We start from the raw sequence: 25,935 nt of genomic DNA on the forward strand, positions 1-25,935 counted from the left end.
ATCGGTGCAGGGCGCACCGGAGGTGCGCTCATGAGCGAGCGCCGCGTGGCGCGCGTGCAGCTCGAGTCTCCGGTGCCGCAACTCGACCGCCTCTTCGATTACGCCGTCCCTCATCCACTCGTCGCCGACACCGCCCCCGGGGTGCGCGTGAAGGTGCCGCTGCGATCGGCGGGGCGGATGATGGATGCCTTCGTCATCGATGTCGTCGCCGACGACGGGACCGAGCGGCCCCTGTCGTCGATCGAGGCCGTCGTCTCGCCGATGCCGGTGCTGCCGGAGCGGCTGTACACGCTCGCGCGTCGCGTCGCCGACCGCGCCGCGGGATCGGTCAGCGACGTGCTCCGCCTCGCGGTTCCCAAGCGGATGGTGCGCGCCGAGAAAGCCTGGGCCGCCGCCCCGCCGCCCGAGGTCCCCGAGGTCGTCCCCGCTGCCCGCGAGCGTTCCGCGGCGCTTCTGACGCCCTACCCGGGCCTCGCGGACGCCCTCGACCGCGGCGAGCGCCTCGCGATCGACGCACCCCCGCACCCGCACACGGAGCTTCCCCGCGGGGCCTGGGCCGATCTGCTCGCCGCCGCCGCCGTACACACCCTCGCCCGGGGCAAGAGCGCCGTCCTCGTCGTGCCCGACTACCGCGACCAGGCGCAGCTCCTGGCCGCTCTGTCGGAGCTGGTGGCTCCGGATGCCATCGTGCGCGACGACGCGGACCAGTCCGGGCCCGCGCGGTACGCGCAGTACCTCCGCACGCTCGCGCCGGTGCCGTGCATCGTGGTCGGCCGACGCTCCGGCGTGTACGCGCCCGCTCACGACACCGGTCTCGTGGCGATCTGGGACGACGGCGACTCGCTCCTGTCCGAGCCGCTCGCTCCCGGGGTGCACGCTCGCGACGCCGCTCTCGTTCGCCAGGAGCTCGAGGCATCGGCGCTGGTCTTCGCCGGACACACCCGCACCACCGACGTGCAGCGCCTGGTCGATGTCGGGTACGTGCGCGAGATCCCGCAAGCCCGGCGCCCCAGCCCGCGCGTGGTGCTGAGTGCCACACGCGAGGGCGAGCAGCGCCAGTCCCGGGTGCCCTCGTCGGCGTTCGCGGCGGCGCGGGAGGCGTTGCAGAGCGGTCCGGTGCTGGTCCAGGTCGCCCGCCCCGGGTACGCCCCGTCCCTCGTGTGCGCGGACTGCCGTCGTCCTGCCCGCTGTCCGCACTGCGCCGGGCCGCTGCGCGCCGCCCGCCCCGGGGCGGTTCCCGTCTGCGCGTGGTGCGGTCGCAGCGCCCACGCGTGGACGTGCGGGCACTGCCATTCGACGAAGCTGCGGATGGCGTCGTCGGGCAGCGAGCGCACGGCAGACGAGCTCGGGCGCGCCTTCCCGCACACCCGCGTGATCATCGCCGACGGGACGCATCCTGTCGCCGAGGTCGACGGGCACCCGGCTCTCGTGATCGCCACCCGCGGCGCCGAGCCGATCGCGCGGGGCGGGTACCGCGCCGTGATCCTGTTGGACGGCGATCGCATGCTGCAGAACGAGGCCCTCCGCATCGGGGAGAGCTGCTTGCGGTGGTGGTCGAATGCGGCGGCTCTGGCCGCCCCCGGCGCCCCGGTGCACCTCGTCGGTGTCGCCGGTCCCGTCGCTCGCGCCCTGGCGACGTGGACTCAGCCGGCGTACGCCCGCGCCGAGCTGGCCGACCGCGCCCCGCTGCGCATGCCGCCCGCGGTCCGCGTCGCGAGCGTCGACGGGCACTCGCGGAGCGTCGACACGCTTCTGATGTCGCTGCGCGAGACGGTGCCCGATCTCGACCCGCTGGCCGTCCTCGGTCCGGTGGACACGTCCGAGACCCCCGACGTCTCGACCTCCCGGGCGCTGGTGCGCTTCGACTACGCGCACGGCCGCGCCGTGGCCGAGGCGCTGCGCGCCGGGGTCATCGCCGATGCCCTCCGCGCCCGGAAGTCGCGCAAGGATCGCGGGCCGAAGCAGCGCAGTACGCTCAGAGTTCGTCTCGACATCCCCGAGCCCGACCTGTGAGCATCGCCCGCGCCCGACCTCCGTCGGCGCGCGTCCGCGCCGACACCCCCGTCCGGAACCATCCGCCCCGAACAGCCTGAGGAGAACCATGCGCCTCGTCTTCGCCGGCACCCCCGCCGTCGCCGTCCCCTCGCTGCGAGCCCTGGCCTCCGGTCCGCACGAGATCACCGCCGTCCTCACCCGCGGCGATGCCCCGCTGGGCCGTAAACGCGTGCTCACTCCGTCCCCGGTCGCGCAGGCGACCGAGGAGCTCGGCATCCCGATCATCAAAGCGGACCGCCTCGACGCCGAGGCGACCGCCGCCATCGCGGCGCTCGATCCCGATCTCGGGGTGATCGTCGCCTACGGCGGTCTCGTGCGCGAGCCCCTGCTCTCGACTCCCGTCCACGGCTGGATCAACCTGCACTTCTCGCTCCTGCCGCGCTGGCGCGGGGCCGCTCCCGTCCAGCGGGCGCTCATCGCGGGCGACACGGTGACCGGTGCGAGCGTGTTCCAGCTCGTCGCGGCGCTCGATGCCGGCGACGTGTTCGCCGAGGAGCGTTACGAGGTCCCGACCGGAGCGACCAGCGCCGACGTCCTCGACGCCCTCGCCGAGATCGGCGCCCCGCTTCTGGCCCGCGTGGTCGACGGCATCGCCGACGGAACCGCCGTGAGCGCGCCTCAGCAGGGCGAGCCGACACTCGCTCCCAAGCTCTCCCTCGAAGACGGCCTCCTCGATTTCACCCAGGATGCCGACACCCTCCTGCATCGGATCGCCGGGGTCACCCCCGAGCCCGGCGCGCACACGACCCTCGACGGCGCGCGTTTCAAGGTGCTGCGTGCCGTCCCCACCGAGGCACCTCCGCTTCCGCCGGGCCGCGTCGCGGCATCCGGCAGAGACGTGATCGTGGGTACCGGAACCGTTCCGCTGCGTCTCGAGACCGTCCAGCCCGCCGGGAAGGGCGCCATGGCCGCCGGCGACTGGTTCCGGGGCCTGCGCACGAGCGAACCGGTGCTGGGCGCATGAGCGTGCAGGGGGCGCGTGCTGTCGCGTACGAGGTTCTCCGCGCCGTCTCGGGCGACGAGGCCTACGCGAACCTGCTGCTGCCGCATGCGATCGTGCGGGCGAAGCTGGATGCCAAGGACGCGGGCCTCGCGACCGAGCTGACGTACGGCACCCTGCGCCGACGCGGCACGTACGACGCGATCATCGCCGCGGCAGCCGATCGAACGGTCGACCGTATCGATCCCGCCGTGCTCGACGCGCTGCGCCTGGGCGTGCATCAGCTGCTGTCGACGCGCGTCGCCTCCCATGCCGCGGTGAACGAGTCCGTCGAGCTGGCCCGCCGCCACGGCGGAGGCAAAGGCGCGGCGGGCTTCGCGAACGCCGTGCTGCGCCGCGTGTCGCGAGACACCCCGGGCGAGTGGATGGACCGCATCGCGGCCGCCGCGCGCAGCGACGACGAGCGGATCGGTGTGACGACCTCGCACCCGGTGTGGATCGTGCGAGCGCTGCGCCGCGCCTTGACCGCGGAGGGCCGGGCCGACGAGCTCGGCGCCCTTCTCGAGGCCGACAACGTCGCTCCGCGCGTGGCGATGATCGCCCTGCCGGGTCTCGCCGAGCCTCCCTCCGACGCGACCGGGGCGCGCTTCGCGCCCACCGCCTTCACCACGCGCGGGGGAGGAGACCCCGAGGGTCTCATCCGTGCGAGCGAGGGCCGCATCCGCGTGCAGGACGAAGGATCGCAACTGGCGGCCCTCGCCCTGAGCCGTGCGCTGCCGGTCCAGGAGGGGGAGCGCTGGCTCGACCTGTGCGCGGGGCCCGGAGGCAAGACCGCCCTGCTGGCCGCCGAAGCGCTCGCGCACGGCGCACACCTCGATGCCAATGAGATCGCGCCGGCGCGCGCGGGGCTGGTGCGCCAGGCCGTGGCATCCGTTCCACTCGATGTCGACGTGAGCGAGGAGGACGGGCGCGACCGCGCGGCGCGTGCGCCGGGGGAGTACGACCGCATCCTCGTCGACGCGCCCTGCACCGGAATCGGTGCTCTACGACGTCGGCCTGAGGCGCGGTGGCGCAAGACCCCGTCCGACGTGCCCGACCTCACCGCGCTGCAGCAGGAGCTGGTCCTCGCGGCGTTCGAGGCGGTGAAGCCCGGCGGGATCGTGGCATACGTCACGTGCTCGCCGCACCTCGCCGAGACCTCCGGGGTCCTCGCCGAGGTCACGCGAGCCCTCGGCGACGCCGTCGAAGAACTCGACGCGCGGGCGGTCGTCCGGTCCGTGGCGATCGATGAGATCGACCTCCCCGATCAGGCGGACGGCTCGCTCCGCGCGCAGCTGTGGCCCCACCGCCACGGAACCGACGCGATGTCGATCGCGCTGCTGCGCAAGCGCTGACGGTGCGGCATCCGCGCGGGATGCGCGGCGACCGCCGCCCATAATGGTCGGGTGCCTACCGACTCCCCGCGCATCAATCCGAGCATCCTCGCCGCCGACTTCGTGAACATGGAGGCCGAGCTCGCGCGCATCGCCGGCGCCGACTTCGTGCACGTCGACGTCATGGACAACCACTTCGTGCCGAACCTGACGTTCGGCCCGCAGATGGTGGGGCGTATCCAGGAGACGAGCCCGGTGCCGCTGGACGTGCACCTGATGATCGACGACCCGGACCGCTGGGCTCCGGCGTACGCAGAGCTGGGTGCGGCATCCGTCACCTTCCACCTCGAGGCCGCGGCGTCCCCGATCGCCCTCGCGCGCCGGCTGCGCTCGATCGGTGCGCGCGCGGGCGTGGCCGTGAAGCCCGGCACCCCGGTGGAGAACCTCTTCGACTCGCTGAACGAGTTCGACCAGATCCTCGTCATGACGGTCGAGCCCGGGTTCGGCGGCCAGTCGTTCATGCCCGAGACCATGCCGAAGCTCCGCGCTCTCGCCGACGAAGCGAAGCGCCGGGGTTCGAACGTCTGGCTGCAGGTCGACGGCGGCATCGGCGAGTCGACGATCGCCCAGGCCGCCGAGGCCGGCGCCGACACGTTCGTCGCCGGCTCCGCGGTGTTCGGTGCCGACGATCCAGACCGCGCGATCCAGTCGCTCCGCGCCGCCGCCGCGCGCCACCGCCACTGAGGCCGCCGCCGCCGCGACCCCGATAAACGCCGTTGCTGCCGAGAAACGCCGCGCCGCCGCGTGTCTCGCACGGAACGGCGTTTATCGGGGCCGCGCGCTGTCGGACGCGCCCCGCGACGACCCCACCCCCGCCGACCCGATACCCTGGGAACGTGAAGACCTTCGACGACCTGTTCGCGGAACTCAGCGCCAAGGCCGTCGAGCGACCCGAGGGTTCGGGCACCGTCGCCCAGCTCGACGCCGGCGTGCACGCGATCGGCAAGAAGATCGTCGAAGAGGCCGCCGAGGTCTGGATGGCCGCCGAGTACGAGTCCGACGCGGCCGCCGCCGAAGAGATCTCGCAGCTGCTCTACCACCTGCAGACGCTCATGCTCGCGAAGGGGCTCTCGCTCGAGGACGTCTACCGACATCTCTGAGCCCGCGCTCTCCCTTCCCACCCCACGAACCACGAAAGCCCCCGTCATGCTGCGAATCGCCGTGCCGAACAAGGGGTCGCTCGCCGAGACCGCCGCCGAGATGCTCTCGGAGGCCGGATACACCGGACGACGCGACTCGAAAGACCTCTACACCGTCGACCCCGTGAACGAGGTCGAGTTCTTCTACCTCCGTCCCCGTGACATCGCGACCTACGTCGGCTCCGGTGCGCTCGATGTCGGCATCACCGGCCGCGACCTGCTGCTCGATGCCCGCATGCCTGGCGCCCGCGAGGTCGAGTCGCTCGGCTTCGCCGGTTCGACGTTCCGTTTCGCCGGCCGCCCCGGGCGCTTCACCGACGTCGCCGACCTCGAGGGCCTGCGCGTCGCGACCGCCTACCCGGGCCTGGTCGACGCCTTCCTCGACGAGCGCGGCATCGCCGTCGACATCGTCCCGCTCGACGGCGCGGTCGAATCCGCCGTGCAGCTGGGAGTGGCGGATGCCGTGGCCGACGTCGTCTCGACCGGCACGACGCTGCGTCAGGCGGGGCTCGAGATCTTCGGGCCGGTCCTTCTCGAGAGCGACGCCGTGCTGATCTCCGGACCGAACGAGGTCGAGGGAACCGAGACGCTGCTCCGGCGCCTGCGCGGTGTCCTCGCCGCGCGCAAGTACGTGCTCGTCGATTACGACCTGCCCGCGCACCTCGTCGACCAGGCGATCGCCGTGGCGCCGGGGCTGGAGTCGCCGACGATCTCGCCCCTGCGCGATCCCGAGTGGGTCGCCGTCCGCGTCATGAGCCCCCGTCGCGACGTCAACCGCGTCATGGACGAGCTCTACGCGATCGGTGCCCGGGCGATCCTCGTCACCGAGATCCTCGCCGCGAGGCTCTGATGACCCTCGCGCGCCGCGTCATCCCGTGCCTCGACGTCGCGGGAGGCCGCGTCGTGAAGGGCGTGAACTTCCTCGACCTGCGCGACATGGGCGACCCCGTCGAACTGGCGAAGCTCTACTTCGATCAGGGCGCCGACGAGGTCACCTTCCTCGACGTCACGGCCACGGTCGACGAGCGCTCCACCACCTACGACGTCGTGCGCCGCACCGCCGAACAGGTCTTCATCCCGCTCACGGTCGGCGGGGGAGTCCGCTCCGCCGACGACGTCGCGCGCCTGCTCGCGGTCGGCGCCGACAAGATCGGCGTCAACTCCGCTGCGATCGCCCGCCCGGCTCTGATCGGCGAGATCGCCGACCGCTTCGGCGCGCAGGTGGTCGTGCTGTCTCTCGACGTCAAGCGGGCGGCATCCACTGCCTCCGGTTTCGTCGTGACCACCCACGGCGGGCGCACCGAGACCACCCTCGACGCCCTCGAGTGGGCTCGGGAGGCGGTCGAGCGCGGAGCGGGCGAGCTGCTGGTCAACTCGATCGACGCCGACGGGACGAAGCAGGGCTTCGATCTCGAGCTCGTCCGCCTCATGCGACAGGTCGCGGCGGTCCCGGTCATCGCCTCAGGCGGCGCGGGATCCCTCGAACATTTCGCCCCCGCGATCCACGCCGGCGCCGACGCCGTGCTCGCGGCATCCGTCTTCCACTCCGGCCAGCTGACCGTCGGACAGGTGAAAGAGGCCATGGCAGCGGAAGGGATCGAGGTGCGCCGATGAGCGTCGACCGCGTCACCTACAACGCCGACGGCCTCGTCCCCGCGGTCATCCAGCAGTTCGACACGCGCGAGGTGCTGATGATGGGGTGGATGGATGCCGAAGCCCTGAACCGCACCCTCACCAGCGGCCGCGTCACCTTCTGGTCGCGCTCGCGTCAGGAGTACTGGCGCAAGGGCGACACCTCCGGTCACATCCAGCTCGTGAAGGGCGCGCGTCTCGACTGCGACGGCGACACGCTGCTCATCGAGGTCGACCAGATCGGCGCCGCGTGCCACACGGGCGATCACACCTGTTTCGACGCCGACGACCTGCACCCGGTCGTAGGGGAGCGCTGATGCGGCGTCCCCGCTCTCTCGCCGTCGTCGCGATGCTCCTCGCGGGCGCGATCGGCGTGATCGGCTCGACCCAGACCTGGATCGACGTGACCCTCAACGACGGCGCGCAACAGACCCTCGCCGTACCCGGCTCCGACGCGCTTCCCGTGCTCACGCCGCTGAGCCTGGCCGCGTTGGCTCTCGGTGCCGCGCTCTCGATCGCCGGCCCGATCGTCCGGTACGTCTTCGGTGCGCTCGGTCTCGGCATCGCAGCCCTCATCGGCTTCGGCGCCACGCAGATCGTCTTCTCGACCCCCGTGTCGGCGACCGCGGCGACCGTCACCGAGGCGACCGGGATCTCGGGAGTGGATGCCGTCGGCGACCTCGTCGCGGGACTCTCCCTGACCCCGTGGCCCACGATCACGCTGCTGGCCCAGGTCGTGCTCGCCGCCGCCGCCGTGTTCACCCTCGTGACCGCCCGCCGCTGGGGGTCGAGCGCCGGACGGAAATACCGCACGACCGGCGACTCCCCGGGGGAGGCCTCGCGCCCGCACGACGCAATCGACTCATGGGACGACCTGTCGCGCGGCGCCGACCCGACCGCCTGACGTCCGCGACGACATCCGCGGTGATGTCGGCGCAGCCGACTGCGCGAACCTCGCGACATCGAGACGACCGCGCCAGCCCCACCCCGCGGCTTCGATAGACTGGCCTCACGCTTTCCCCTGCGCCCGCGCGCGACTGTAAGGAGCCCCATGAGCAACCCCATCGGTGATCCCGGCCACGGACACTCGCCCGCCGCCTGGACGGCCGTGATCATCATGCTGCTCGCGTTCACGCTCGGAACGCTGTTCTTCTGGCTCGACATGCCCGTGCTCGTCTGGGCGTCGGTCGGCCTGCTGCTCGTCGGCGCGATCGTCGGGTGGGCCATGGGCAAGGCCGGTTACGGCGCGAACGGCTCGAAGACCAGCCCGAAGGCCCACTGACCGTGCTGGCCGATCTCACGGCCGGGGCGGTAGAAGACGCAGACAAGCGCGCCGAGGCGCGTCCTCTCGCCGAGGTCGAGCGCGATGCCCTCGCGCAGACCCCCGCGCGGGACGCCCTCGCGGTGCTCGCGCCCGCCGACCGGGTCAAGATCATCGCCGAGGTCAAGCGCGCGAGCCCCTCGCGCGGCGACCTCGCGTCGATCCCCGATCCCGCGCACCAGGCCCGGCTCTACGAAGAGGGTGGGGCGTCCGCGATCTCGGTGCTCACCGAGGGCCGCAAGTTCAAGGGCAGCCTCGCCGATCTCGAGGCCGTCCGGGCGGCCGTCAGCGTTCCCATACTGCGCAAAGACTTCATCGCCACGCCGTACCAGGTGCTGGAGGCCCGCGCATCAGGTGCCGACCTCGCGCTCTTGATCGTCGCCGCGCTCGACCAGAAGACCCTCGCCGAGCTCTACGGTCTCGTGACCGATCTCGGAATGACGGCTCTCGTCGAGACGCACTCGGCCGAAGAGCTCGAACGCGCCGCCGACCTCGGCGCGAAGCTCATCGGCGTGAACGCGCGCAACCTCTCGACCTTCGAGCTCGACCGCGACCTGTTCGGATCCCTCGTCGACCGCTTCCCGGCCGACGCCGTCAAGATCGCCGAGTCGGCGGTGCTCGCCCCCGCCGACGTGGCCCACTACCGTGCAGCGGGCGCCGATGTCGTGCTCGTGGGCGAGGCTCTCGTCACGGGCGACCCCGTCGCCACGCTCCGCGCGTTCCTCCAGGAGACGTCATGACCACCAGCCTGCGCGACCAGAAGGGGCCGTTCTTCGGCGACTTCGGCGGCCGGTACATGCCCGAATCGCTCATCGCCGCGATCGACGAGCTGACCGCTGTCTACGAATCGGCGATGGCCGACCCCGCGTTCCACGCCGAGTTGCGCTCTTTGCTCCATGATTACGCCGGCCGACCGTCGGCGCTGACCGAAGTGCCCCGCTTCGCCGAGCACGCGGGAGGCGCTCGCGTCTTCCTCAAGCGGGAAGACCTGAACCACACCGGCTCGCACAAGATCAACAACGTGCTCGGACAGGCACTGCTCACCAAGCGCCTCGGCAAGACCCGCGTGATCGCCGAGACAGGTGCCGGCCAGCACGGCGTCGCCACCGCGACGGCGGCGGCCCTTTTCGGTCTCGACTGCGTCGTCTACATGGGCGAGGTCGACACCGAGCGCCAGGCCCTCAATGTCGCCCGCATGCGCCTGCTCGGCGCCGAGGTCGTCCCCGTCACGACCGGCTCGCGCACGTTGAAAGATGCGATCAACGAGGCGTACCGCGACTGGGTCGCCTCGGTCGAGACGACCAACTACATCTTCGGCACCGCCGCGGGCCCTCACCCCTTCCCGGCGATGGTCCGCGACTTCCAGAAGATCATCGGTGAAGAGACCCGCGCCGAGTTCCTCGAGCGCATCGGCCGGCTCCCCGACGCCGTGTTCGCGTGCGTCGGCGGTGGATCGAACGCAATCGGCATGTTCGACGCGTTCCTCGACGACGAGGGCGTGGCCCTTTACGGCGTCGAGGCGGCCGGCGACGGCGTCGACACGCCCAAGCACGCGGCATCCATCGGTCGGGGGCGCCCGGGCGTGCTGCACGGCGCGCGCACGTACGTGCTGCAGGACGAAGACGGTCAGACCACCGAGTCGCACTCGATCTCGGCGGGCCTCGACTACCCGGGTGTCGGACCCGAGCACGCGTGGCTCGCCGACATCGGTCGCGCGCTGTACATCCCCGCGACCGACGACGAGGCCATGCAGGCGCTCCGCCTGCTCTCGCGCACCGAGGGCATCATCCCCGCGATCGAGTCGGCCCATGCTCTGGCCGGCGCCCTGCGCATCGGTCGCGAGCTGGGTCCGGATGCCGTCATCGCCATCAACCTCTCCGGTCGAGGCGACAAAGACATGGACACCGCTGCCCGCTACTTCGATCTCTACGATGCCGAGCACGCACCCCCACCCGAGGGCCGTCCGGTGCAGACCGCCGGTGCGGAGACCGTGGCATCCGCCGCGGGTTCACCGGTCGATGTGACGCCGGCCCCGGATGCCGCGAGCGGCGCGGGAGTGGAGCTGTGACCTCGCGTGTCTCGGCGGCGATCGAGGCCGCACACGCCGAGGGCCGCGGTGCGTTCGTCGCGTACCTGCCCGCCGGCTTCCCCGACGTCCCCACGAGCGTCGAAGCGATCGTCGCCCTCGCCGAGGCCGGTGCCGACGTCATCGAGCTCGGTCCGCCCTACAGCGATCCGGTCATGGACGGACTCGTCATCCAGGAGGCGACGCAGACGGCGCTCGCCAACGGCTTCCGCATGCGCGACCTCTTCGCGATCATCCGCGAGGTCACGGCCCGCACCGACGTGCCCATCCTCGTCATGACGTACTGGAACCTCGTCGAGCAGTACGGCGTCGACCGCTACGCCGACGAGCTCGTGGCGGCCGGGGGAGCGGGGCTCATCACCCCCGACATCACACCCGACGCGGCCGCCGAGTGGATCGCGACGAGCGAGCGCACCGGTCTCGACCGGGTCTTCCTCGCCGCCCCCACCTCGACGGATGAACGCCTCCGCATGATCGTCGAGGCCTCGACGGGCTTCGTCTACACCGTGTCGACGATGGGGATCACGGGGGAGCGCGCCGAACTGGATGCCGCCGCCCGCCGACTCGTCGAACGACTGCGGGCGCACGGCGCCGCCCACGCGTGCGTCGGCATCGGGATCTCCAACGCCGCGCAGGTCGCCGGGGTCGTCGAGTACGCCGACGGCGCGATCGTCGGGACCGCTCTGGTCAAGGCTCTGCGGGACGGGGGCGTCGAGGGCCTGTCCACCCTCGCGCGGGAGCTGTCCGCGGGCACCGCGCGGCGCGCCTAGACTCTTTCGCATGACGTTCGCCCTCTCGAGCGCCGCCTCCGGCGTGCTCGCCAGCATCCCGAGCCCGACGATCTCCTTCGTCGATCTCGGTCCGCTCCGCATCCACTTCTATGCCCTGTGCATCGTCGCGGGCATCATCGTGGCGCTGCTGCTCACCAACGCGCGTCTGACGCGACGCGGCGCGGAGAAGTGGGTCGTCATCGACATCTGCCTCCTGGCGGTGCCGCTGGCCATCATCGTGGCCCGCATCTACCACGTCGCCACCCACGCGGGCTTCTACTTCGGCCCCGGCTCCAACCCGTGGAACATCACCCAGCCCGGCTCCGTGTGGGCCATCTGGGAGGGCGGCATCGCGATCTACGGCGCGCTCATCGGTGGTGCCATCGGCGCGATCCTCGGCTGCAAGTGGAGCGGCATCCGCTTCTGGACCTTCGCAGACGCCCTCGCTCCGGGCCTCATCATCGCGCAGGCCATGGGTCGTTTCGGCAACTGGTTCAACCAGGAGCTGTTCGGTCAACCCACCGACCTGCCGTGGGGCCTCGAGATCGCCCCGGGCAACCCCGCCATCCCGGTCGGCCTCCCCGCCGGCACGCTCTTCCACCCGACGTTCCTCTACGAGGTCATCTGGAACCTGCTCGGTGCCGCCGTCATCCTGTATGTCGGCAAGCGCTTCACCCTGCAGTGGGGCAAGCAGTTCGCGATCTACCTCATGTGGTACAGCGCCGGACGCATCGTGTGGGAGTCGATCCGCGTCGACCCCAGCGACATCGTCCTCGGCCTCCGCACGAACGTGTGGGCCGCGATCTTCGGCGTGGTGCTCGGTCTGGTCATCTTCATCGTGCAGTCGCGTCGTCACCAGGGCCTGGAACCGTCGCCCTACGCACCCGGGCGCGAATCGAAGGCTCCGGGGGCTGTAGACTCAACCGACCCCTCTGACTTCGTCGACGTGAGCGAGCCGCCCGCGACGAACGACACCGTCGGCACCAGCGCCACAAGCAGCCCCGCCACGAACTAACTCTCTGGGCCGACGTCGTCCCATTCGAAGCATCAACGTGAGGACGGTTGATATGGCTTCCAGCCTGCGCTCCGACACCGTCGGAGGTTCATTCCCGGCCCGACAGGGAATGTACGACCCGTCGTTCGAGAAAGACGCCTGTGGCCTCGCCATGGTCGCGACTCTCCGCGGCGAGGCCGGGCACGACATCGTCGACCTGGCCCTGACCGCCCTGCGCAACCTCGAGCACCGCGGTGCCATCGGCTCGGATGCCGGTACCGGCGACGGTGCCGGCATCCTCACCCAGATGCCGGATGCCTTCCTGCGCGAGGTCGTGGACTTCGCCCTTCCGCCGGTGGGGGAGTACGCCGCGGGAATGGTCTTCCTTCCCCTCGGGCACGACGAACGTGACGCCATGAAGGCGGGCATCGAAGAGATCGCGCGTCACGAGAACCTCGAGGTGCTCGGCTGGCGTGAGGTGCCCACCGAGCCCGACAATCTCGGCAAGCTCGCGTTCGAGGCGCGCCCCGCCTTCGAGCAGCTGTTCGTCTCGCGCCCGGCCGCGGGAGAGCAGCCGGCCCTGTCGGGGATCGCTCTCGACCGGCGCGTCTATCGCCTGCGCAAGCGCGCCCGCCACGAACTCGACGCGTACTTCGTCTCGCTGTCCAGCCGCACGCTCGGCTACAAGGGCATGGTCACCACGCTGCAGCTCGAGCCGTTCTACCCGGACCTGCAGGACGCGCGGTTCGCGTCCGAGCTCGCCGTCGTGCACTCGCGCTACTCCACGAACACCTTCCCGTCGTGGCCCCTCGCGCAGCCGCTGCGCATGCTCGCGCACAACGGCGAGATCAACACCGTCAAGGGCAACCGCAACTGGATGCGCGCGCGCCAGTCGCAGCTCGAGTCCGAGCTCATCGGCGATGTCCGTCCGTTGCTGCCCATCTGCACCGAGGGCGCCAGCGACTCGGCATCCTTCGACGAAGTCCTCGAGCTGCTGACCCTCACCGGTCGCAGCCTCCCGCACGCGATCATGATGATGGTCCCCGAGGCCTACGAGAAGCAGGCGACGATCGACCCCGATCTGCGCGCCTTCTACGACTACCACTCCATGCAGATGGAGCCGTGGGACGGTCCCGCCGCCCTGATCTTCACCGACGGCACGCTCGTCGGCGCCACCCTCGACCGCAACGGTCTGCGTCCCGGCCGCTGGACCGAGACCACCGACGGGCTCGTCGTCATCGGGTCCGAGACCGGCGTGCTCGACTTCGCTCCCGAGCGGATCAAGCGTCGCGGACGACTGCAGCCCGGTCGGATGTTCCTCGTCGACACGGCCGAGCGCCGCATCGTCGAGGACGAAGAGATCAAGGCCGGCCTCGCGGCTCTCGAGCCCTGGCAGGAATGGGTCGACGCCGGACGCGTCAAGCTCAGCGAGCTCCCGGAGCGCGAGCACATCGTGCACCCGATCGCCTCGATCACGCGCCGCCAGCGCACGTTCGGCTACACCGAAGAGGAAGTCCGTCTGCTGCTGACCCCGATGGGGCAGGGGGGCGCCGAGCCGCTCGGTGCGATGGGCAGCGATGCGCCCGTCGCCGTCCTCAGCGACCGTCCGCGTCTGCTGTTCGACTACTTCTCGCAGCAGTTCGCGCAGGTCACCAACCCCCCGCTCGACTCCATCCGCGAAGAGGTCGTCACCTCGCTGTCGCTGGGTCTCGGCCCGGAGCGCAACCTGCTCGACTGGGGTCCGGAGCACACGCGCACCGTGACGCTCGACTTCCCCGTCATCGACAACGACGAGCTCGCGAAGATCCAGCACATCGACACGGCCCTGCGCGGGCGTTCCTCGGTGACGATCCGCGGTCTGTACCGCGTCGAGGCCGGGCACAAGGGGCTGCAGAAGCGGCTCACGCAGATGTGCACCGAGGTCGACCAGGCGATCGAGGACGGCGCGGAGTTCATCGTGCTCAGCGATCGCGACTCGAACAAGGACCTCGCGCCGATCCCGTCGCTGCTCATGCTCGCGGCCGTGCACCACCACCTCATCCGCAAAGAGACCCGCATGAAGGTCGGTCTCGTGGTCGAGGCCGGCGACGTACGCGAGGTCCACCACGTCGCCACGCTGATCGGCTACGGTGCGTCGGCGGTCAACCCGTACCTCGCCATGGAGACCGTCGAGTACCTCGTGCGGGCGGGCTTCATCACCGGCGTCACGCCTGAGAAGGCCGTCAAGAACCTGATCTACGCGCTCGGCAAGGGCGTGCTGAAGATCATGTCGAAGATGGGCATCTCGACCGTGTCCTCGTACGCGGGTGCGCAGGTCTTCGAGGCTGTCGGCCTGTCGCGCGAGTTCGTCGACGCGTACTTCACTGGCACCGAGTCCAAGCTGGGTGGCGTCGGCCTCGACGTCATCGCCGCCGAGAACGCGGCGCGCCACGAGTACGCCTACCCCGAAGATGCGGCCGCTCGTGCCCACGAGCGTCTGTGGACCGGTGGTGAGTACCAGTGGCGCCGTGACGGGGCCCCTCACCTCTTCAACCCCGACACGGTGTTCCGTCTGCAGCACGCCACCCGCGAGCGCCGCTACGACATCTTCCGCGAGTACACGCACCTGATCGACGACCAGGCGCACGAGCTGAAGACGCTCCGCGGGCTCTTCGAGCTGCGGACCGGGGTCCGCCCGCCCGTGCCGATCGACGAGGTCGAGCCGGTGTCGGCGATCGTGAAGCGCTTCTCCACCGGCGCGATGAGCTACGGCTCGATCTCGCAGGAGGCGCACGAGGTCCTCGCCGTCGCCATGAACCAGATCGGCGGCAAGTCCAACACCGGTGAGGGGGGAGAAGACGTCGACCGTCTGCTCGACCCCACCCGTCGCAGTGCCATCAAGCAGGTGGCATCCGGTCGGTTCGGTGTGACGAGCCTCTACCTGACCGAGGCCGACGACATCCAGATCAAGCTCGCCCAGGGCGCCAAGCCCGGCGAGGGCGGTCAGCTGCCGCCGACCAAGGTCTACCCGTGGGTCGCGCGGACGCGCCACGCGACCGCGGGCGTGGGACTCATCTCCCCGCCGCCGCACCACGACATCTACTCGATCGAAGACCTCAAGCAGCTCATCTTCGACCTCAAGCGCGCCAACCCGAAGGCGCGCATCCACACCAAGCTCGTCAGCCAGTCGGGCATCGGCGCGGTCGCGGCGGGTGTCGCGAAGGCGCTGAGCGACGTCATCCTCGTCTCCGGGCAGGACGGCGGCACGGGTGCGAGCCCGATGAACTCGCTCAAGCACGCGGGCACCCCGTGGGAGCTGGGTCTCGCCGAGACGCAGCAGACGCTCATGCTCAACGGCATGCGCGACCGCGTGGTGGTGCAGGTGGACGGTCAGATGAAGACCGGTCGCGACGTCATCATCGGTGCGCTCCTGGGCGCCGAGGAGTTCGGTTTCGCCACGGCCCCGCTCGTGGTCTCGGGCTGCATCATGATGCGCGTCTGCCACCTCGACACCTGCCCCGTGGGCGTCGCGACGCAGAACCCCGTCCTGCGCTCGCGCTTCACCGGCAAGGCCGAATACATCGTCACCTTCATGGAGTTCATCGCCCAGGAGGTGCGCGAGTACCTGGCCGCTCTCGGGTACCGCTCGATCGACGAGATCGTCGGTCGCGCGGAGCTTCTCGACGTCAACGGCGCGGTCGAGCACTGGAAGGCCCGGGGTCTCAACCTCGCCCCGATCCTCGAGGGTCCGCGCTTCGCGGACGACGAGCCGCGACGCCACGGGCGCAACCAGGACCACGAGCTCGAGGAGCACTTCGACATCCAGCTCATCGAGCGTGCCCAAGACGTCGTCGCCCGCGGCGGGCAGATCACGATCGACCTGCCCATCCGCAACACCGCTCGCGCGGTGGGGACGATGCTCGGCCACCACGTCACCAAGGCGCACGGTGAGCACGGGCTTCCCGAGGGCTCCATCGACGTGCGTCTGACCGGCTCGGCCGGACAGTCGTTCGGGGCGTTCATGCCCGCCGGCATCACGCTGCGCCTCGAGGGCGACTCGAACGACTATGTCGGCAAGGGTCTGTCGGGCGGCACGATCGTCGTGCGTCCGCCGCGCGGCTCGACGTTCGCGGCCTCCGAGAACGTCATCGCCGGCAACGTCATCGGCTACGGCGCGACGCAGGGACAGATGTTCCTCAACGGCGTCGTCGGTGAGCGCTTCCTCGTCCGCAACTCCGGGGCGACCGCGGTCGTCGAGGGCGTGGGAGACCACGCGCTCGAGTACATGACCGGTGGCCTGGCGGTGATCCTCGGCGCCACGGGCCGCAACCTCGGTGCCGGTATGTCGGGGGGGCAGGCGTACGTCTACCGTCTCGACCGTGATCTGGTGAACCGCGAGGCGCTGGCCTCCGGGGAGCTCGTCCTCGGTGAACTCGGATCCGGGGATGCCGAGATCCTCCGCGACCTGCTCGAGAAGCATGTCGCCGAGACCGATTCCACGTTGGCCCGCCGTCTCGTCGATGACTTCGAGACCGAGGTGCACAATTTCGTCCGGGTGCTGCCGCGCGATTATGCCGCTGTGCTGCAGACCCGCCAGGAGGCGCTTGCCGAGGGGCTCGACCCCGATGGCGACGTCGTCTGGAAGCGCATTCTGGAGGTGACGGGTGGCTGACCCGAAGGGCTTTCTCAAGGTCACGGAGCGCGAGCTCCCCCCGCGCCGGCCGGTTCCGGTGCGCATCATGGACTGGAAAGAGGTGTACGAGCCGGGCGATTCGGCCGTGCTCCGCCGCCAGGCCGGTCGCTGCATGGACTGCGGCATCCCCTTCTGCCACAAGGGCTGTCCGCTCGGGAACCTGATCCCCGAGTGGAACGACCTCACGTGGCGCGGCGAGGGGCGCGCGGCGATCGAGCGGCTGCACGCGACGAACAACTTCCCGGAGTTCACCGGTCGCCTGTGCCCCGCCCCCTGTGAGAGCTCCTGCGTGCTGGGCATCAACCAGCCGGCCGTCACCATCAAGCAGGTCGAGGTCTCGATCATCGACGAGGCGTTCTCGAACGGCTGGGTCGAGCCCGAGCCGCCCGAGCGCCTGACCGGGAAGACGGTCGCGGTGGTCGGTTCCGGCCCCGCCGGCCTCGCCGCCGCCCAGCAGCTCACGCGGGCGGGGCACACGGTCGCCGTCTTCGAGCGCGACGACCGCATCGGCGGCCTGCTGCGCTACGGCATCCCCGACTTCAAGATGGAGAAGCGCCACCTCGAGCAGCGGTTGCGCCAGATGCAGGCCGAGGGCACGCGTTTCCGCGCGGGCGTCGAGATCGGCACCGACATCTCGTGGGGCGACCTCCGCGCGCGGTACGACGCGGTGGTGGTCGCCACGGGCTCCACCGTCCCCCGCGATCTGCCCATCCCGGGCCGTGACCTCGACGGCGTCCACTTCGCCATGGAGTACCTCGTCGAGGGCAACAAGGCCGTCGCGGGCGACCAGGTTCCGCAGCAGATCTCGGCCGAGGGGAAGCACGTCGTCGTCATCGGCGGCGGCGACACCGGTGCGGACTGCATCGGCACCGCGCACCGCCAGGGCGCCCTCAGTGTGACGAACCTCGCGATCGGAAAGCAGCCGCCGTCGGAGCGGCCGGCCGAGCAGCCGTGGCCGATGATGCCGAACCTGTTCGAGATGGCGTCCGCGCACGAAGAGGGCGGGGAGCGTTCGTTCCTCGCCTCGACCGTGGAGTTCCTCGGTAACCCCGCGGGCGAGGTGCGCGCGCTGCGCGTCGCCGAGACCGAGTACCTCGACGGTCGCCGCGTGCCCAAGAGCGGCACGGAGCGGGAGATCCCGGCCGACCTGGTGCTCATCGCGATGGGCTTCACCGGCCCCGAGAGCGACCACCTGGGCGACCAGCTCGGCATCCGCTTCACGAACCGCGGGAACGTCGAGCGCGACGCCACGTACGCCACGTCCACCCCGGGCGTGTTCGTGGCCGGCGACGCCGGTCGCGGACAGTCGCTCATCGTGTGGGCTATCGCCGAGGGCCGCGCGGCCGCCGCCGAGGTCGACACGTACCTGATGGGCGAGACGGTGCTCCCCGCACCGGTGCGCCCGACCGATGTCGCCATCGGCCTGCTGCCCGCCTAAGCTGGCAAGGGCCGATCCGGCCACTTCCCGAATCCTCACGGAGCTTGAAAACGGATGAGACGCGCCAAGATCGTCGCAACACTCGGGCCCGCCACGTCGTCGTATGAGATGGTTCGCGCCATCATCGACGCCGGGGTGGACGTCGCCCGCCTCAACCTGAGCCACGGAGACTACTCCGTGCACGACGCCAACTTCGCCAACGTGCGCAAGGCGGCAGAGGACGCCGGCCGGCCGGTCGCGGCCCTCGTCGACCTCCAGGGTCCCAAGATCCGCCTCGGCAAGTTCGAGAACGGCCCGCACGAGCTCCTCCCCGGGGACATCTTCAAGATCACGATCGAAGACATCCTCGGCACCAAAGAGATCGTCGGCACCACGTTCAAGGGCCTGCCGCAGGACGTCCGCCCCGGCGACTTCCTGCTCATCGACGACGGCAAGGTCCGCGTCGAGGTCGTCGAGACCGACGGCACCGTCGTCACCACCCGGGTCGTCGTCGGCGGTCCGGTCTCGAACAACAAGGGCATCAACCTGCCCGGCGTGGCCGTGAACGTCCCCGCGCTGAGCGAGAAGGACGAAGCCGACCTGCGCTGGGGCCTGAACGCGGGCGCCGACCTGATCGCGCTGTCGTTCGTCCGGGATGCCAAGGACATCGAGCGCGTGCACGAGATCATGGCCGAAGAGGGGCGCTACGTGCCCGTCATCGCCAAGATCGAGAAGCCGCAGGCGGTCGACAACCTCGAAGAGATCATCGACGCGTTCGACGGCATCATGGTGGCCCGCGGCGACCTGGGTGTCGAGCTGCCCCTCGAGGCCGTGCCGATCGTGCAGAAGCGCGCCGTCGAGCTCGCCCGCCGCATGGCGAAGCCGGTCATCGTCGCGACGCAGATGCTCGAGTCGATGATCAACAGCCCGGTGCCCACGCGCGCCGAGACCTCCGACGTCGCGAACGCCGTCCTCGACGGCGCGGACGCGGTCATGCTCTCCGGCGAGACCAGTGTCGGCGACTACCCGGTCGTGGTCGTGGAGACCATGGCCCGCATCGTCGCCTCGACCGAGGAGCACGGTCTCGAGCGCATCGCGCCCCTGACCAACAAGCCCCGTACGCAGGGCGGCGCCATCACGCTCGCCGCCGTCGAGGTCGCCGACTTCGTCGAGGCCAAGTACCTCTGCGTGTTCACGGAGTCGGGAGACTCGGCGCGCCGCATGTCGCGTCTGCGCTCCACGATCCCGATGCTCGCGTTCACGCCCGAGCCCGGCATCCGTCGTCGTCTGGCCCTCACGTGGGGCGTGCGCTCGACGCTGGTGGAGCACGTGTCGCACACCGACAAGATGTTCCTCCAGGTCGACGACTACCTGCTGTCGAACGACCTCGCGAAGGTCGGCGACAAGGTCGTGGTCATCTCGGGTTCCCCTCCCGGAATCGCCGGCTCGACGAACGACCTGCGCGTCCACCGGGTCGGCGACGCCGTCCACGGCGCAGCCCCCGGGTACCAGGAGGTCTGATCGTCCGACGACGCGCGCCGGTTCTCCGGCGCGCGTCGTCGCTCGCGTTCTCCCGGTACATTGGGAGTTCGCGAGCACAAGCCGGTGTGGCGGAATGGCAGACGCGGGGCACTCAAAATGCTCTGTCGAAAGACGTGTGGGTTCGAGTCCCACCACCGGTACGACCACGGGTCGGCTCCTCCGAGCCGGCCCGGTGTTGTCCAGCCCCCATCGCATCCTCGCCGTTTCGCGGGTGATGCGCCCTCCCCGTCCTAGGATGGTCACGTGACTGATCAAGAAGCCGCTCCGGCCTCCGCGCCCGCCGCCCCCCGCCGCGTCGTCGTGGCGGAGGACGAGTCGCTCATCCGTCTCGACATCGTCGAGATCCTCCGCGACAACGGCTACGACGTCGTCGGCGAGGCCGGCGACGGCGAGACCGCCGTGCAGCTCGCCACCGAACTCCGCCCCGACCTCGTGATCATGGACGTGAAGATGCCGCAGCTCGACGGCATCAGCGCCGCCGAGAAGCTGAGCAAGAACCACATCGCGCCCGTCGTGCTGCTGACCGCGTTCAGCCAGAAAGAGCTCGTGGAGCGCGCGAGCGAGGCCGGTGCCCTCGCGTACGTCGTGAAGCCGTTCACCCCGAACGACCTGCTGCCGGCGATCGAGATCGCCCTGGCCCGTTACGAGCAGATCATCACGCTCGAGGCCGAGGTCGCCGACATGGTCGAGCGTTTCGAGACCCGCAAGCTCGTCGACCGCGCCAAGGGCCTGCTCAACGAGAAGATGGGCCTCTCCGAGCCCGAAGCCTTCCGCTGGATCCAGAAGGCATCCATGGACCGCCGCCTGACCATGCAGGACGTCGCCAAGGCGATCATCGAGCAGTTGGCCCCCAAGAAGGGCTGACCGCGATTCTGAGAGAAATGGATGCCACAGAGGTGGCATCCATTTCTCGTTGACGGGGGAGGGGTCTCGGTCTCTTCGACGAGCTCGGGGAGCCGCGCGGACGAGACCACCGGACCCCGCCGGGCTCAGCCTCTCGGGGCGTCCTTGATCATGTTGGTGATCCGCACTGTCGAGCACCGACGCCCCTGATCGTCGGTGATCACGATCTCGTGGACGGTGAGGCTGCGCCCGAGGTGGATCGGCGTGCAGACGCCGGTGACGCGGCCCGAGGTCGCGGACCGCGTGTGCGTGGCGTTGATGTCGATGCCGACCGCCAGCTTCCCCGCTCCGGCGTGGAGGTTCGCGGCCATCGATCCGAGCGACTCGCCCAGGACCACGTAAGCGCCGCCGTGCAGGAGGCCGACGGGCTGGGTGTTGCCCTCGACCGGCATGGTGGCCACGCACCGGTCGATGGTGAACTCCACCCACTCGAAGCCCATCTTCTCGGCGAGAGCGCCCATTCCGCGCTTCTTCGCCCAGTCGAGGCCGGACAGGGGGTCGGGAGTCGTGGACGTCATCATCGCCTTCGTGTCATTGCCGTCATCGGGGCCGGGCCGGGGCAGTGTCCGTGGTCCTCGTTAGGCTGGAGGGGTGACGGATGCCGAAAAGCCTACCCTCCTCGTCGTCGACGGCCACTCGCTGGCCTATCGGGCGTTCTACGCCCTGCCGGTCGACAACTTCTCGACCAAGGACGGCCAGCACACCAACGGGATCTACGGCTTCCTGTCGATGTTCGTGAACCTCGTCAAGGCCGAGAAGCCGACGCACCTCGCCGTCGCCTTCGACACCTCTCGGCAATCGTTCCGCACCCGTGAGTACGCCGAGTACAAGGCGAACCGCAGCGAGTCGCCCGCCGAGTTCAAGGGCCAGATCCCGCTGTTGCAAGAGTGTCTCGAAGCCATGGGCGTGCCCGTGCTGAAGAAAGAGGATTTCGAGGCCGATGACATCCTCGCCACCCTGGCGACCCAGGGAGAGGCGCAGGGCTTCCAGGTGCTCGTGTGCTCGGGCGACCGCGACACGATCCAGCTCGTCACCGACGACATCACCCTGCTGTACCCCAACGTGCAGGGCGTGTCACAGCTGAAGCGCTACGACACCGCCGCCGTCATCGAGAAGTATGGCCTACCCCCGGAGCAATACCCCGACATCGCCGCTCTCGTCGGTGAGACGAGCGACAACCTGCCCGGGGTGCCCAAGGTCGGCGAGAAGACCGCGGTGAAGTGGCTGACGCAGTGGGGCTCGCTCGACGCCCTGCTCGAGAACGCCGACAAGGTCACGGGCGTCGTCGGCAACAACCTCCGCGAGCACCTCGACGGCGTCAAGCGCAACCGCGCGCTCAACCGTCTGCTGCGCGACGTCGAGCTGCCCGTGGGGCCGTCCGACCTCGAGGTGAAGCCGCTCGACGGCCAGGCGGTGCGCGACATCTTCGCGCGGCTCGAGTTCCGCACCCTTCTGCCGCGCGTGTTCGACGCCCTCGGCGCAGATCCGGGCGACGCCGCGGAAGAGGCGCGCCCCACGGCCACGGCGCCCGCCCCGGCCGCGCTCGACGCCGACGCCCTCGCGGCGTGGGCGGCCGCATCCACCGGCACCGTCGGCCTCACCCTCGTCCTCGCCCAGGGGGCTCCCGCGCAGATCGGTCTCGCGCGCGCCGACGCGGCGGCCGAGGCCGCGTGGACGCCGGCGGTGCGAGACGCGCTCGCGGAGTGGTTGGCATCCGGTGCGCCCAAGGTGATGGCCGACGCCAAGCCGCAGGTGAAGGCCCTCCTGCGCGAGGGGATCGCGCTGGGGGGCATCGCGTCCGACGTGATTCTCGCCGGGTGGCTCGTCCGCCCGAGTTTCCCCGACAAGACGCTCGGCGACCTCGTGCAGCGCTATCTCGACGAGAACCTCCCCGAGGCCGATCCCACGCAGCTCGTCCCCGAGACCGAGGGCGCGACGCCCGGACAGCTCGCGTGGTTCATCCGACGGGTGGCCGAGGCGCAGCGCGCCGATCTGCCCGAGCGGGTCGCCGAGGTCCTCGACGAGATCGAGATGCCGACGCTCACCGCCCTCGCCGACATGGAGCTCGCGGGAGTCGCGGTCTCGCACGAGAAGCTCGCCGGTTTCTCCGCCGAGCTCGGCGCCCGCGCCGACGCCCTCGCCCGCGACGCGTACGCGGCGATCGGCCACGAGGTGAACCTCGGGTCGCCGAAGCAACTGCAGGAAGTGCTGTTCGACGAGCTGCAGCTGCCGAAGACGCGCAAGACCAAGAGCGGCTACACGACGGATGCCGCGGCTCTGGCCGATCTGCAAGAGAGCGCGCCGCACCCGTTCCTCGACCTGCTGCTCAAGCACCGTGAGGCGACCAAGCTCAAGCAGATCATCGACGCGCTCGACACCGCGACGGGCACCGACGGACGCATCCACACCACGTACGTGCAGACCGGCAGCCAGACCGGCCGCCTGTCGAGCACCGACCCGAATCTCCAGAACATCCCGATCCGCACCGAGGAGAGCCGGCGCATCCGGGCCGCCTTCGAGGTCGGCGAGGGCTATGAGACGCTGCTGACGGCCGACTACTCGCAGATCGAGATGCGGATCATGGCGCACCTGTCGGGCGACCCCGGACTCATCGAGGCGTTCAACTCGGGCGAAGACCTGCACCGGTTCGTCGGCGCACGCGTCTTCGGCGTCGAGCCCGCCGAGGTCACACCGGCGATGCGCACCAAGGTCAAGGCCATGTCGTACGGGCTCGTCTACGGGCTGTCGGCCTTCGGCCTGTCGAAGCAGCTGCGCATCGAGCAGTCCGAGGCGAAGAAGCTCATGCTCGAGTACTTCGCTCGGTTCGGGGCGGTGCGCGACTATCTGCGCGGCTCGGTCGAGCAGGCGCGGCAAGACGGGTACACCGAGACCATCTTCGGCCGGCGCCGGCCGTTCCCCGACCTCACGAGTATGAATCGGGTGCTGCGGGAGAACGCGGAACGCGCGGCGCTGAACGCCCCGATCCAGGGCAGCGCCGCCGACATCATGAAGGTCGCGCTGTTCCGCATCCGCGAGGAGCTGGCATCCGCGGGACTGCGCTCGCGCGTCCTTCTGCAGATCCACGACGAACTCGTCGTCGAGGTCGCGGCGGGGGAGTGGGATGCCGTCGAGCGCATCGTGCGGGCTCGCATGGCGGACGCGGCCGAGCTGTCGGTACCGCTCGACGTGCAGATCGGCCGCGGCGGCGATTGGGACGAAGCGGGCCACTGACGGCAGACCGCGCGCGCCGGAGTGCGCGGGCGCTCCGGCTTCCCTAGGCTCGAAGGATGACTGACGCACAACGCACCCCCACGCCGATCGACACGATCGCCGAGGCGTGGGTCGACACCTTGGCGGAGCGCATTCCGACGCTCGCCACGTACATCGGGCGCGACGAGTACAACGGCCGCTTCGGCGACTACAGCCCCGAAGGCGCCGACGCCCTCACCGCCGACGCGCGCGCCACGAAAGCCGCGCTCGAGGCCGCCGAACCCGTCGACGCCATCGACACGGTGACGAAGATGGATCTGGTTCGCGAGCTCGACCTCATGATCGAGCAGCACGAAGCGAAGACGCACCTGCGCGACCTGAACGTGATCGCCTCGCCCGCGCAGGACATCCGCGCCACCTTCGATCTCATGCCGACCGCCACCGTCGAGGACTGGGCCACGATCTCCCAGCGTATGAAGGCGCTGCCCGCGGCCGTCGAGGGGTACGTCGAGACCCTTCGCCGCGGCATCGCCGAGGGCGTCGTGCCGGCACGCCGGCAGGTGAGCGAGGTCGTCTCGCAGATCTCCCGCTACACCGCCGACACGGGCTTCTTCGCGGAGTTCGTCGCGGGCGCCGCTCCCGCCGAGGGACAGCTGCCCGCCTCGCTCGCGCGCGAGCTCGACGAGAACGCGGGTGCTGCCCGCGTCGCCTACGACGCCCTGGCATCGTTCCTCTCCTCCGAGCTCGCCCCCGTGGCCGGAGAGGCCGACGGCGTGGGCCGTGAGCTGTACGCGCTGCACTCGCGCCGGTTCCTCGGTGCCGAGATCGACCTCGACGAGACCTACGACTGGGGCGTCGAAGAACTCGCGCGCATGGTGGCCGAGCAGGAGGCGATCGCGAACGAGATCCTCCAGGGAGCGAGCGTCGAAGAAGCGGTGGCGTTCCTCGAGAAAGACGAGTCGCGCAAGCTCCGCGGCACGAAGGCCCTCCAGGAGTGGATGCAGCGCACGAGCGACAAGGCCGTGTACGAGCTCGCTCGCACCCACTTCGACATCGCCGAGCCCATCCGCACCCTCGAGTGCATGATCGCCCCCACCAACGAGGGCGGGATCTACTACACCGGCCCGACCGACGACTTCTCGCGCCCTGGCCGCATGTGGTGGTCGGTGCCCGAGGGCGTCGACACCTTCGACACCTGGCGCGAGCTCACCACGGTGTATCACGAGGGCGTTCCGGGCCATCACCTGCAGATCGCGCAGGCCGTCTACAACCGCGCGCAGCTGAACTCCTGGCGCCGCCTGCTGGCGGGGACGAGCGGGCACGCCGAGGGCTGGGCGCTGTACGCCGAGCGTCTGATGGAACAGCTCGGTTACCTCGACGACCCCGCCGACCGACTCGGCATGCTCGACGGGCAGCGCATGCGGGCGGCACGCGTCGTGCTCGACATCGGCGTGCACCTCGGCAAGCCGCGCCTCGACGGCACCGGCACCTGGGACCACGACTACGCCTTGGCGTTCATGCTGAAGAACGTCAACATGAGCGAGGAGTTCGTGCGCTTCGAGGTCAACCGCTATCTCGGATGGCCGGGGCAGGCTCCGGCGTACAAGGTCGGCCAGCGCATCTGGGAGCAGGTCCGCGAGGAGGAGCAGCAGCGCCGCGGCGCCGACTTCTCGATGAAGCAGTTCCACACCCGTGCCCTCGACATCGGCGGCGTCGGTCTGGACACTCTGCGGGCAGCCCTGGCATCCGTCTGAATCCGACGAGGGGCGTCGCTACGGCGGCGCCCCTCGTCCGTGTCGGGGAATGTTTCCCCCTCGCGTA

At 70.3% G+C, this 25,935-nt stretch carries 21 protein-coding genes and 1 tRNA gene; 21 read left to right on the top strand and 1 reads right to left on the bottom strand.

The window, feature by feature from the left end:
* The first annotated feature begins 30 nt into the window (after positions 1 to 30).
* From NS220_RS00400 to NS220_RS00490, 19 genes are all read left to right on the top strand, one after another.
* Entirely contained in the window at positions 31 to 2,013 is a 1,983-nt protein-coding gene (locus NS220_RS00400) for a hypothetical protein (RefSeq protein ID WP_058622143.1), read from the top strand.
* A gap of 88 nt (positions 2,014 to 2,101) precedes the next feature.
* Positions 2,102 to 3,019, top strand: coding sequence for a methionyl-tRNA formyltransferase (gene fmt / locus NS220_RS00405; protein WP_058622144.1), 918 nt, complete (start codon positions 2,102 to 2,104; stop codon positions 3,017 to 3,019).
* The gene (locus NS220_RS00410) at positions 3,016 to 4,389 is read left to right on the top strand and encodes an RsmB/NOP family class I SAM-dependent RNA methyltransferase (protein WP_058622145.1); all 1,374 of its coding nucleotides are present in this window, start codon (positions 3,016 to 3,018) and stop codon (positions 4,387 to 4,389) included. The genes fmt and NS220_RS00410 overlap by 4 nt, the downstream gene beginning before the upstream one ends.
* Positions 4,390 to 4,440: 51 nt before the next feature.
* Positions 4,441 to 5,112 carry a ribulose-phosphate 3-epimerase gene (rpe, locus tag NS220_RS00415; protein WP_081322908.1) on the top strand — a complete coding sequence of 224 codons (672 nt, stop codon included), beginning with the start codon at positions 4,441 to 4,443 and terminating at the stop codon, positions 5,110 to 5,112.
* Positions 5,113 to 5,264: 152 nt separating this feature from the next.
* A complete protein-coding gene (locus tag NS220_RS00420) occupies positions 5,265 to 5,528 on the top strand; it encodes a phosphoribosyl-ATP diphosphatase (RefSeq protein ID WP_055837422.1) in 264 nt (87 codons plus the stop codon).
* Between the two features lie 46 nt (positions 5,529 to 5,574).
* A complete protein-coding gene (gene hisG, locus NS220_RS00425; RefSeq protein ID WP_058622147.1) occupies positions 5,575 to 6,417 on the top strand; it encodes an ATP phosphoribosyltransferase in 843 nt (280 codons plus the stop codon).
* Positions 6,417 to 7,181, top strand: coding sequence for an imidazole glycerol phosphate synthase subunit HisF (gene hisF, locus NS220_RS00430; protein ID WP_058622148.1), 765 nt, complete (start codon positions 6,417 to 6,419; stop codon positions 7,179 to 7,181). The genes hisG and hisF overlap by 1 nt, the downstream gene beginning before the upstream one ends.
* A complete protein-coding gene (gene hisI / locus NS220_RS00435; RefSeq protein ID WP_058622149.1) occupies positions 7,178 to 7,516 on the top strand; it encodes a phosphoribosyl-AMP cyclohydrolase in 339 nt (112 codons plus the stop codon). Before hisF ends, hisI begins: the two co-directional genes overlap by 4 nt.
* Complete coding sequence (locus NS220_RS00440; protein WP_058622150.1) at positions 7,516 to 8,103, top strand: Trp biosynthesis-associated membrane protein; 588 nt, start codon at positions 7,516 to 7,518, stop codon at positions 8,101 to 8,103. Before hisI ends, NS220_RS00440 begins: the two co-directional genes overlap by 1 nt.
* A gap of 147 nt (positions 8,104 to 8,250) precedes the next feature.
* Positions 8,251 to 8,481 carry a DUF6704 family protein gene (locus NS220_RS00445; RefSeq protein ID WP_058622151.1) on the top strand — a complete coding sequence of 77 codons (231 nt, stop codon included), beginning with the start codon at positions 8,251 to 8,253 and terminating at the stop codon, positions 8,479 to 8,481.
* Between the two features lie 2 nt (positions 8,482 to 8,483).
* Positions 8,484 to 9,260 (top strand): indole-3-glycerol phosphate synthase TrpC, encoded by a 777-nt coding sequence (trpC, locus tag NS220_RS00450; RefSeq protein WP_058622152.1) that lies wholly within the window; start codon positions 8,484 to 8,486, stop codon positions 9,258 to 9,260.
* Positions 9,257 to 10,588: a tryptophan synthase subunit beta gene (trpB, locus tag NS220_RS00455; protein WP_058622153.1), complete on the top strand. Its 1,332-nt coding sequence runs from the start codon at positions 9,257 to 9,259 to the stop codon at positions 10,586 to 10,588. Before trpC ends, trpB begins: the two co-directional genes overlap by 4 nt.
* Entirely contained in the window at positions 10,585 to 11,376 is a 792-nt protein-coding gene (gene trpA / locus NS220_RS00460) for a tryptophan synthase subunit alpha (protein WP_058622154.1), read from the top strand. The genes trpB and trpA overlap by 4 nt, the downstream gene beginning before the upstream one ends.
* A 10-nt stretch (positions 11,377 to 11,386) precedes the next feature.
* Positions 11,387 to 12,391, top strand: coding sequence for a prolipoprotein diacylglyceryl transferase (gene lgt / locus NS220_RS00465; RefSeq protein ID WP_058622155.1), 1,005 nt, complete (start codon positions 11,387 to 11,389; stop codon positions 12,389 to 12,391).
* 52 nt (positions 12,392 to 12,443) lie between these two features.
* Positions 12,444 to 17,021 (top strand): glutamate synthase large subunit, encoded by a 4,578-nt coding sequence (gene gltB / locus NS220_RS00470; protein WP_058622156.1) that lies wholly within the window; start codon positions 12,444 to 12,446, stop codon positions 17,019 to 17,021.
* Entirely contained in the window at positions 17,014 to 18,480 is a 1,467-nt protein-coding gene (locus NS220_RS00475) for a glutamate synthase subunit beta (protein ID WP_058622157.1), read from the top strand. Before gltB ends, NS220_RS00475 begins: the two co-directional genes overlap by 8 nt.
* Positions 18,481 to 18,534: 54 nt before the next feature.
* Complete coding sequence (gene pyk / locus NS220_RS00480; RefSeq protein WP_058622158.1) at positions 18,535 to 19,980, top strand: pyruvate kinase; 1,446 nt, start codon at positions 18,535 to 18,537, stop codon at positions 19,978 to 19,980.
* Between the two features lie 80 nt (positions 19,981 to 20,060).
* Positions 20,061 to 20,141 (top strand) — tRNA-Leu (locus NS220_RS00485).
* A 103-nt stretch (positions 20,142 to 20,244) separates the two neighbouring features.
* Positions 20,245 to 20,865, top strand: coding sequence for an ANTAR domain-containing response regulator (locus NS220_RS00490; protein ID WP_013586648.1), 621 nt, complete (start codon positions 20,245 to 20,247; stop codon positions 20,863 to 20,865).
* Between the two features lie 125 nt (positions 20,866 to 20,990).
* On the opposite strand, the gene NS220_RS00495 is transcribed toward NS220_RS00490, so the two are convergent.
* On the bottom strand, positions 20,991 to 21,422 hold the full coding sequence (locus tag NS220_RS00495) for a hotdog fold thioesterase (RefSeq protein ID WP_058622192.1): 432 nt from the start codon (positions 21,420 to 21,422) through the stop codon (positions 20,991 to 20,993).
* A gap of 73 nt (positions 21,423 to 21,495) precedes the next feature.
* Here NS220_RS00495 and polA point away from each other — a divergent pair, with 73 nt between their 5' ends.
* Complete coding sequence (gene polA / locus NS220_RS00500) at positions 21,496 to 24,135, top strand: DNA polymerase I (protein ID WP_058622159.1); 2,640 nt, start codon at positions 21,496 to 21,498, stop codon at positions 24,133 to 24,135.
* A gap of 56 nt (positions 24,136 to 24,191) precedes the next feature.
* Positions 24,192 to 25,868 (top strand): DUF885 domain-containing protein, encoded by a 1,677-nt coding sequence (locus tag NS220_RS00505; protein ID WP_058622160.1) that lies wholly within the window; start codon positions 24,192 to 24,194, stop codon positions 25,866 to 25,868.
* Positions 25,869 to 25,935 lie beyond the last annotated feature (67 nt).

Source organism: Microbacterium testaceum (assembly GCF_001476655.1).
GTDB classification, from domain to species: Bacteria; Actinomycetota; Actinomycetes; order Actinomycetales; family Microbacteriaceae; genus Microbacterium; species Microbacterium testaceum_C.

Coding starts and splice junctions, on each gene's coding strand:
- NS220_RS00445 (WP_058622151.1), top strand. CDS start 8,251: ATGAGCAACCCCATCGGTGATCCCGGCCACGGACACTCGCCCGCCGCC.
- NS220_RS00495 (WP_058622192.1), bottom strand. CDS start 21,422: ATGACGTCCACGACTCCCGACCCCCTGTCCGGCCTCGACTGGGCGAAG.
- NS220_RS00410 (WP_058622145.1), top strand. CDS start 3,016: ATGAGCGTGCAGGGGGCGCGTGCTGTCGCGTACGAGGTTCTCCGCGCC.
- NS220_RS00400 (WP_058622143.1), top strand. CDS start 31: ATGAGCGAGCGCCGCGTGGCGCGCGTGCAGCTCGAGTCTCCGGTGCCG.
- lgt (WP_058622155.1), top strand. CDS start 11,387: ATGACGTTCGCCCTCTCGAGCGCCGCCTCCGGCGTGCTCGCCAGCATC.
- hisF (WP_058622148.1), top strand. CDS start 6,417: ATGACCCTCGCGCGCCGCGTCATCCCGTGCCTCGACGTCGCGGGAGGC.
- NS220_RS00505 (WP_058622160.1), top strand. CDS start 24,192: ATGACTGACGCACAACGCACCCCCACGCCGATCGACACGATCGCCGAG.
- hisI (WP_058622149.1), top strand. CDS start 7,178: ATGAGCGTCGACCGCGTCACCTACAACGCCGACGGCCTCGTCCCCGCG.
- gltB (WP_058622156.1), top strand. CDS start 12,444: ATGGCTTCCAGCCTGCGCTCCGACACCGTCGGAGGTTCATTCCCGGCC.
- NS220_RS00440 (WP_058622150.1), top strand. CDS start 7,516: ATGCGGCGTCCCCGCTCTCTCGCCGTCGTCGCGATGCTCCTCGCGGGC.
- fmt (WP_058622144.1), top strand. CDS start 2,102: ATGCGCCTCGTCTTCGCCGGCACCCCCGCCGTCGCCGTCCCCTCGCTG.
- trpB (WP_058622153.1), top strand. CDS start 9,257: ATGACCACCAGCCTGCGCGACCAGAAGGGGCCGTTCTTCGGCGACTTC.
- hisG (WP_058622147.1), top strand. CDS start 5,575: ATGCTGCGAATCGCCGTGCCGAACAAGGGGTCGCTCGCCGAGACCGCC.
- pyk (WP_058622158.1), top strand. CDS start 18,535: ATGAGACGCGCCAAGATCGTCGCAACACTCGGGCCCGCCACGTCGTCG.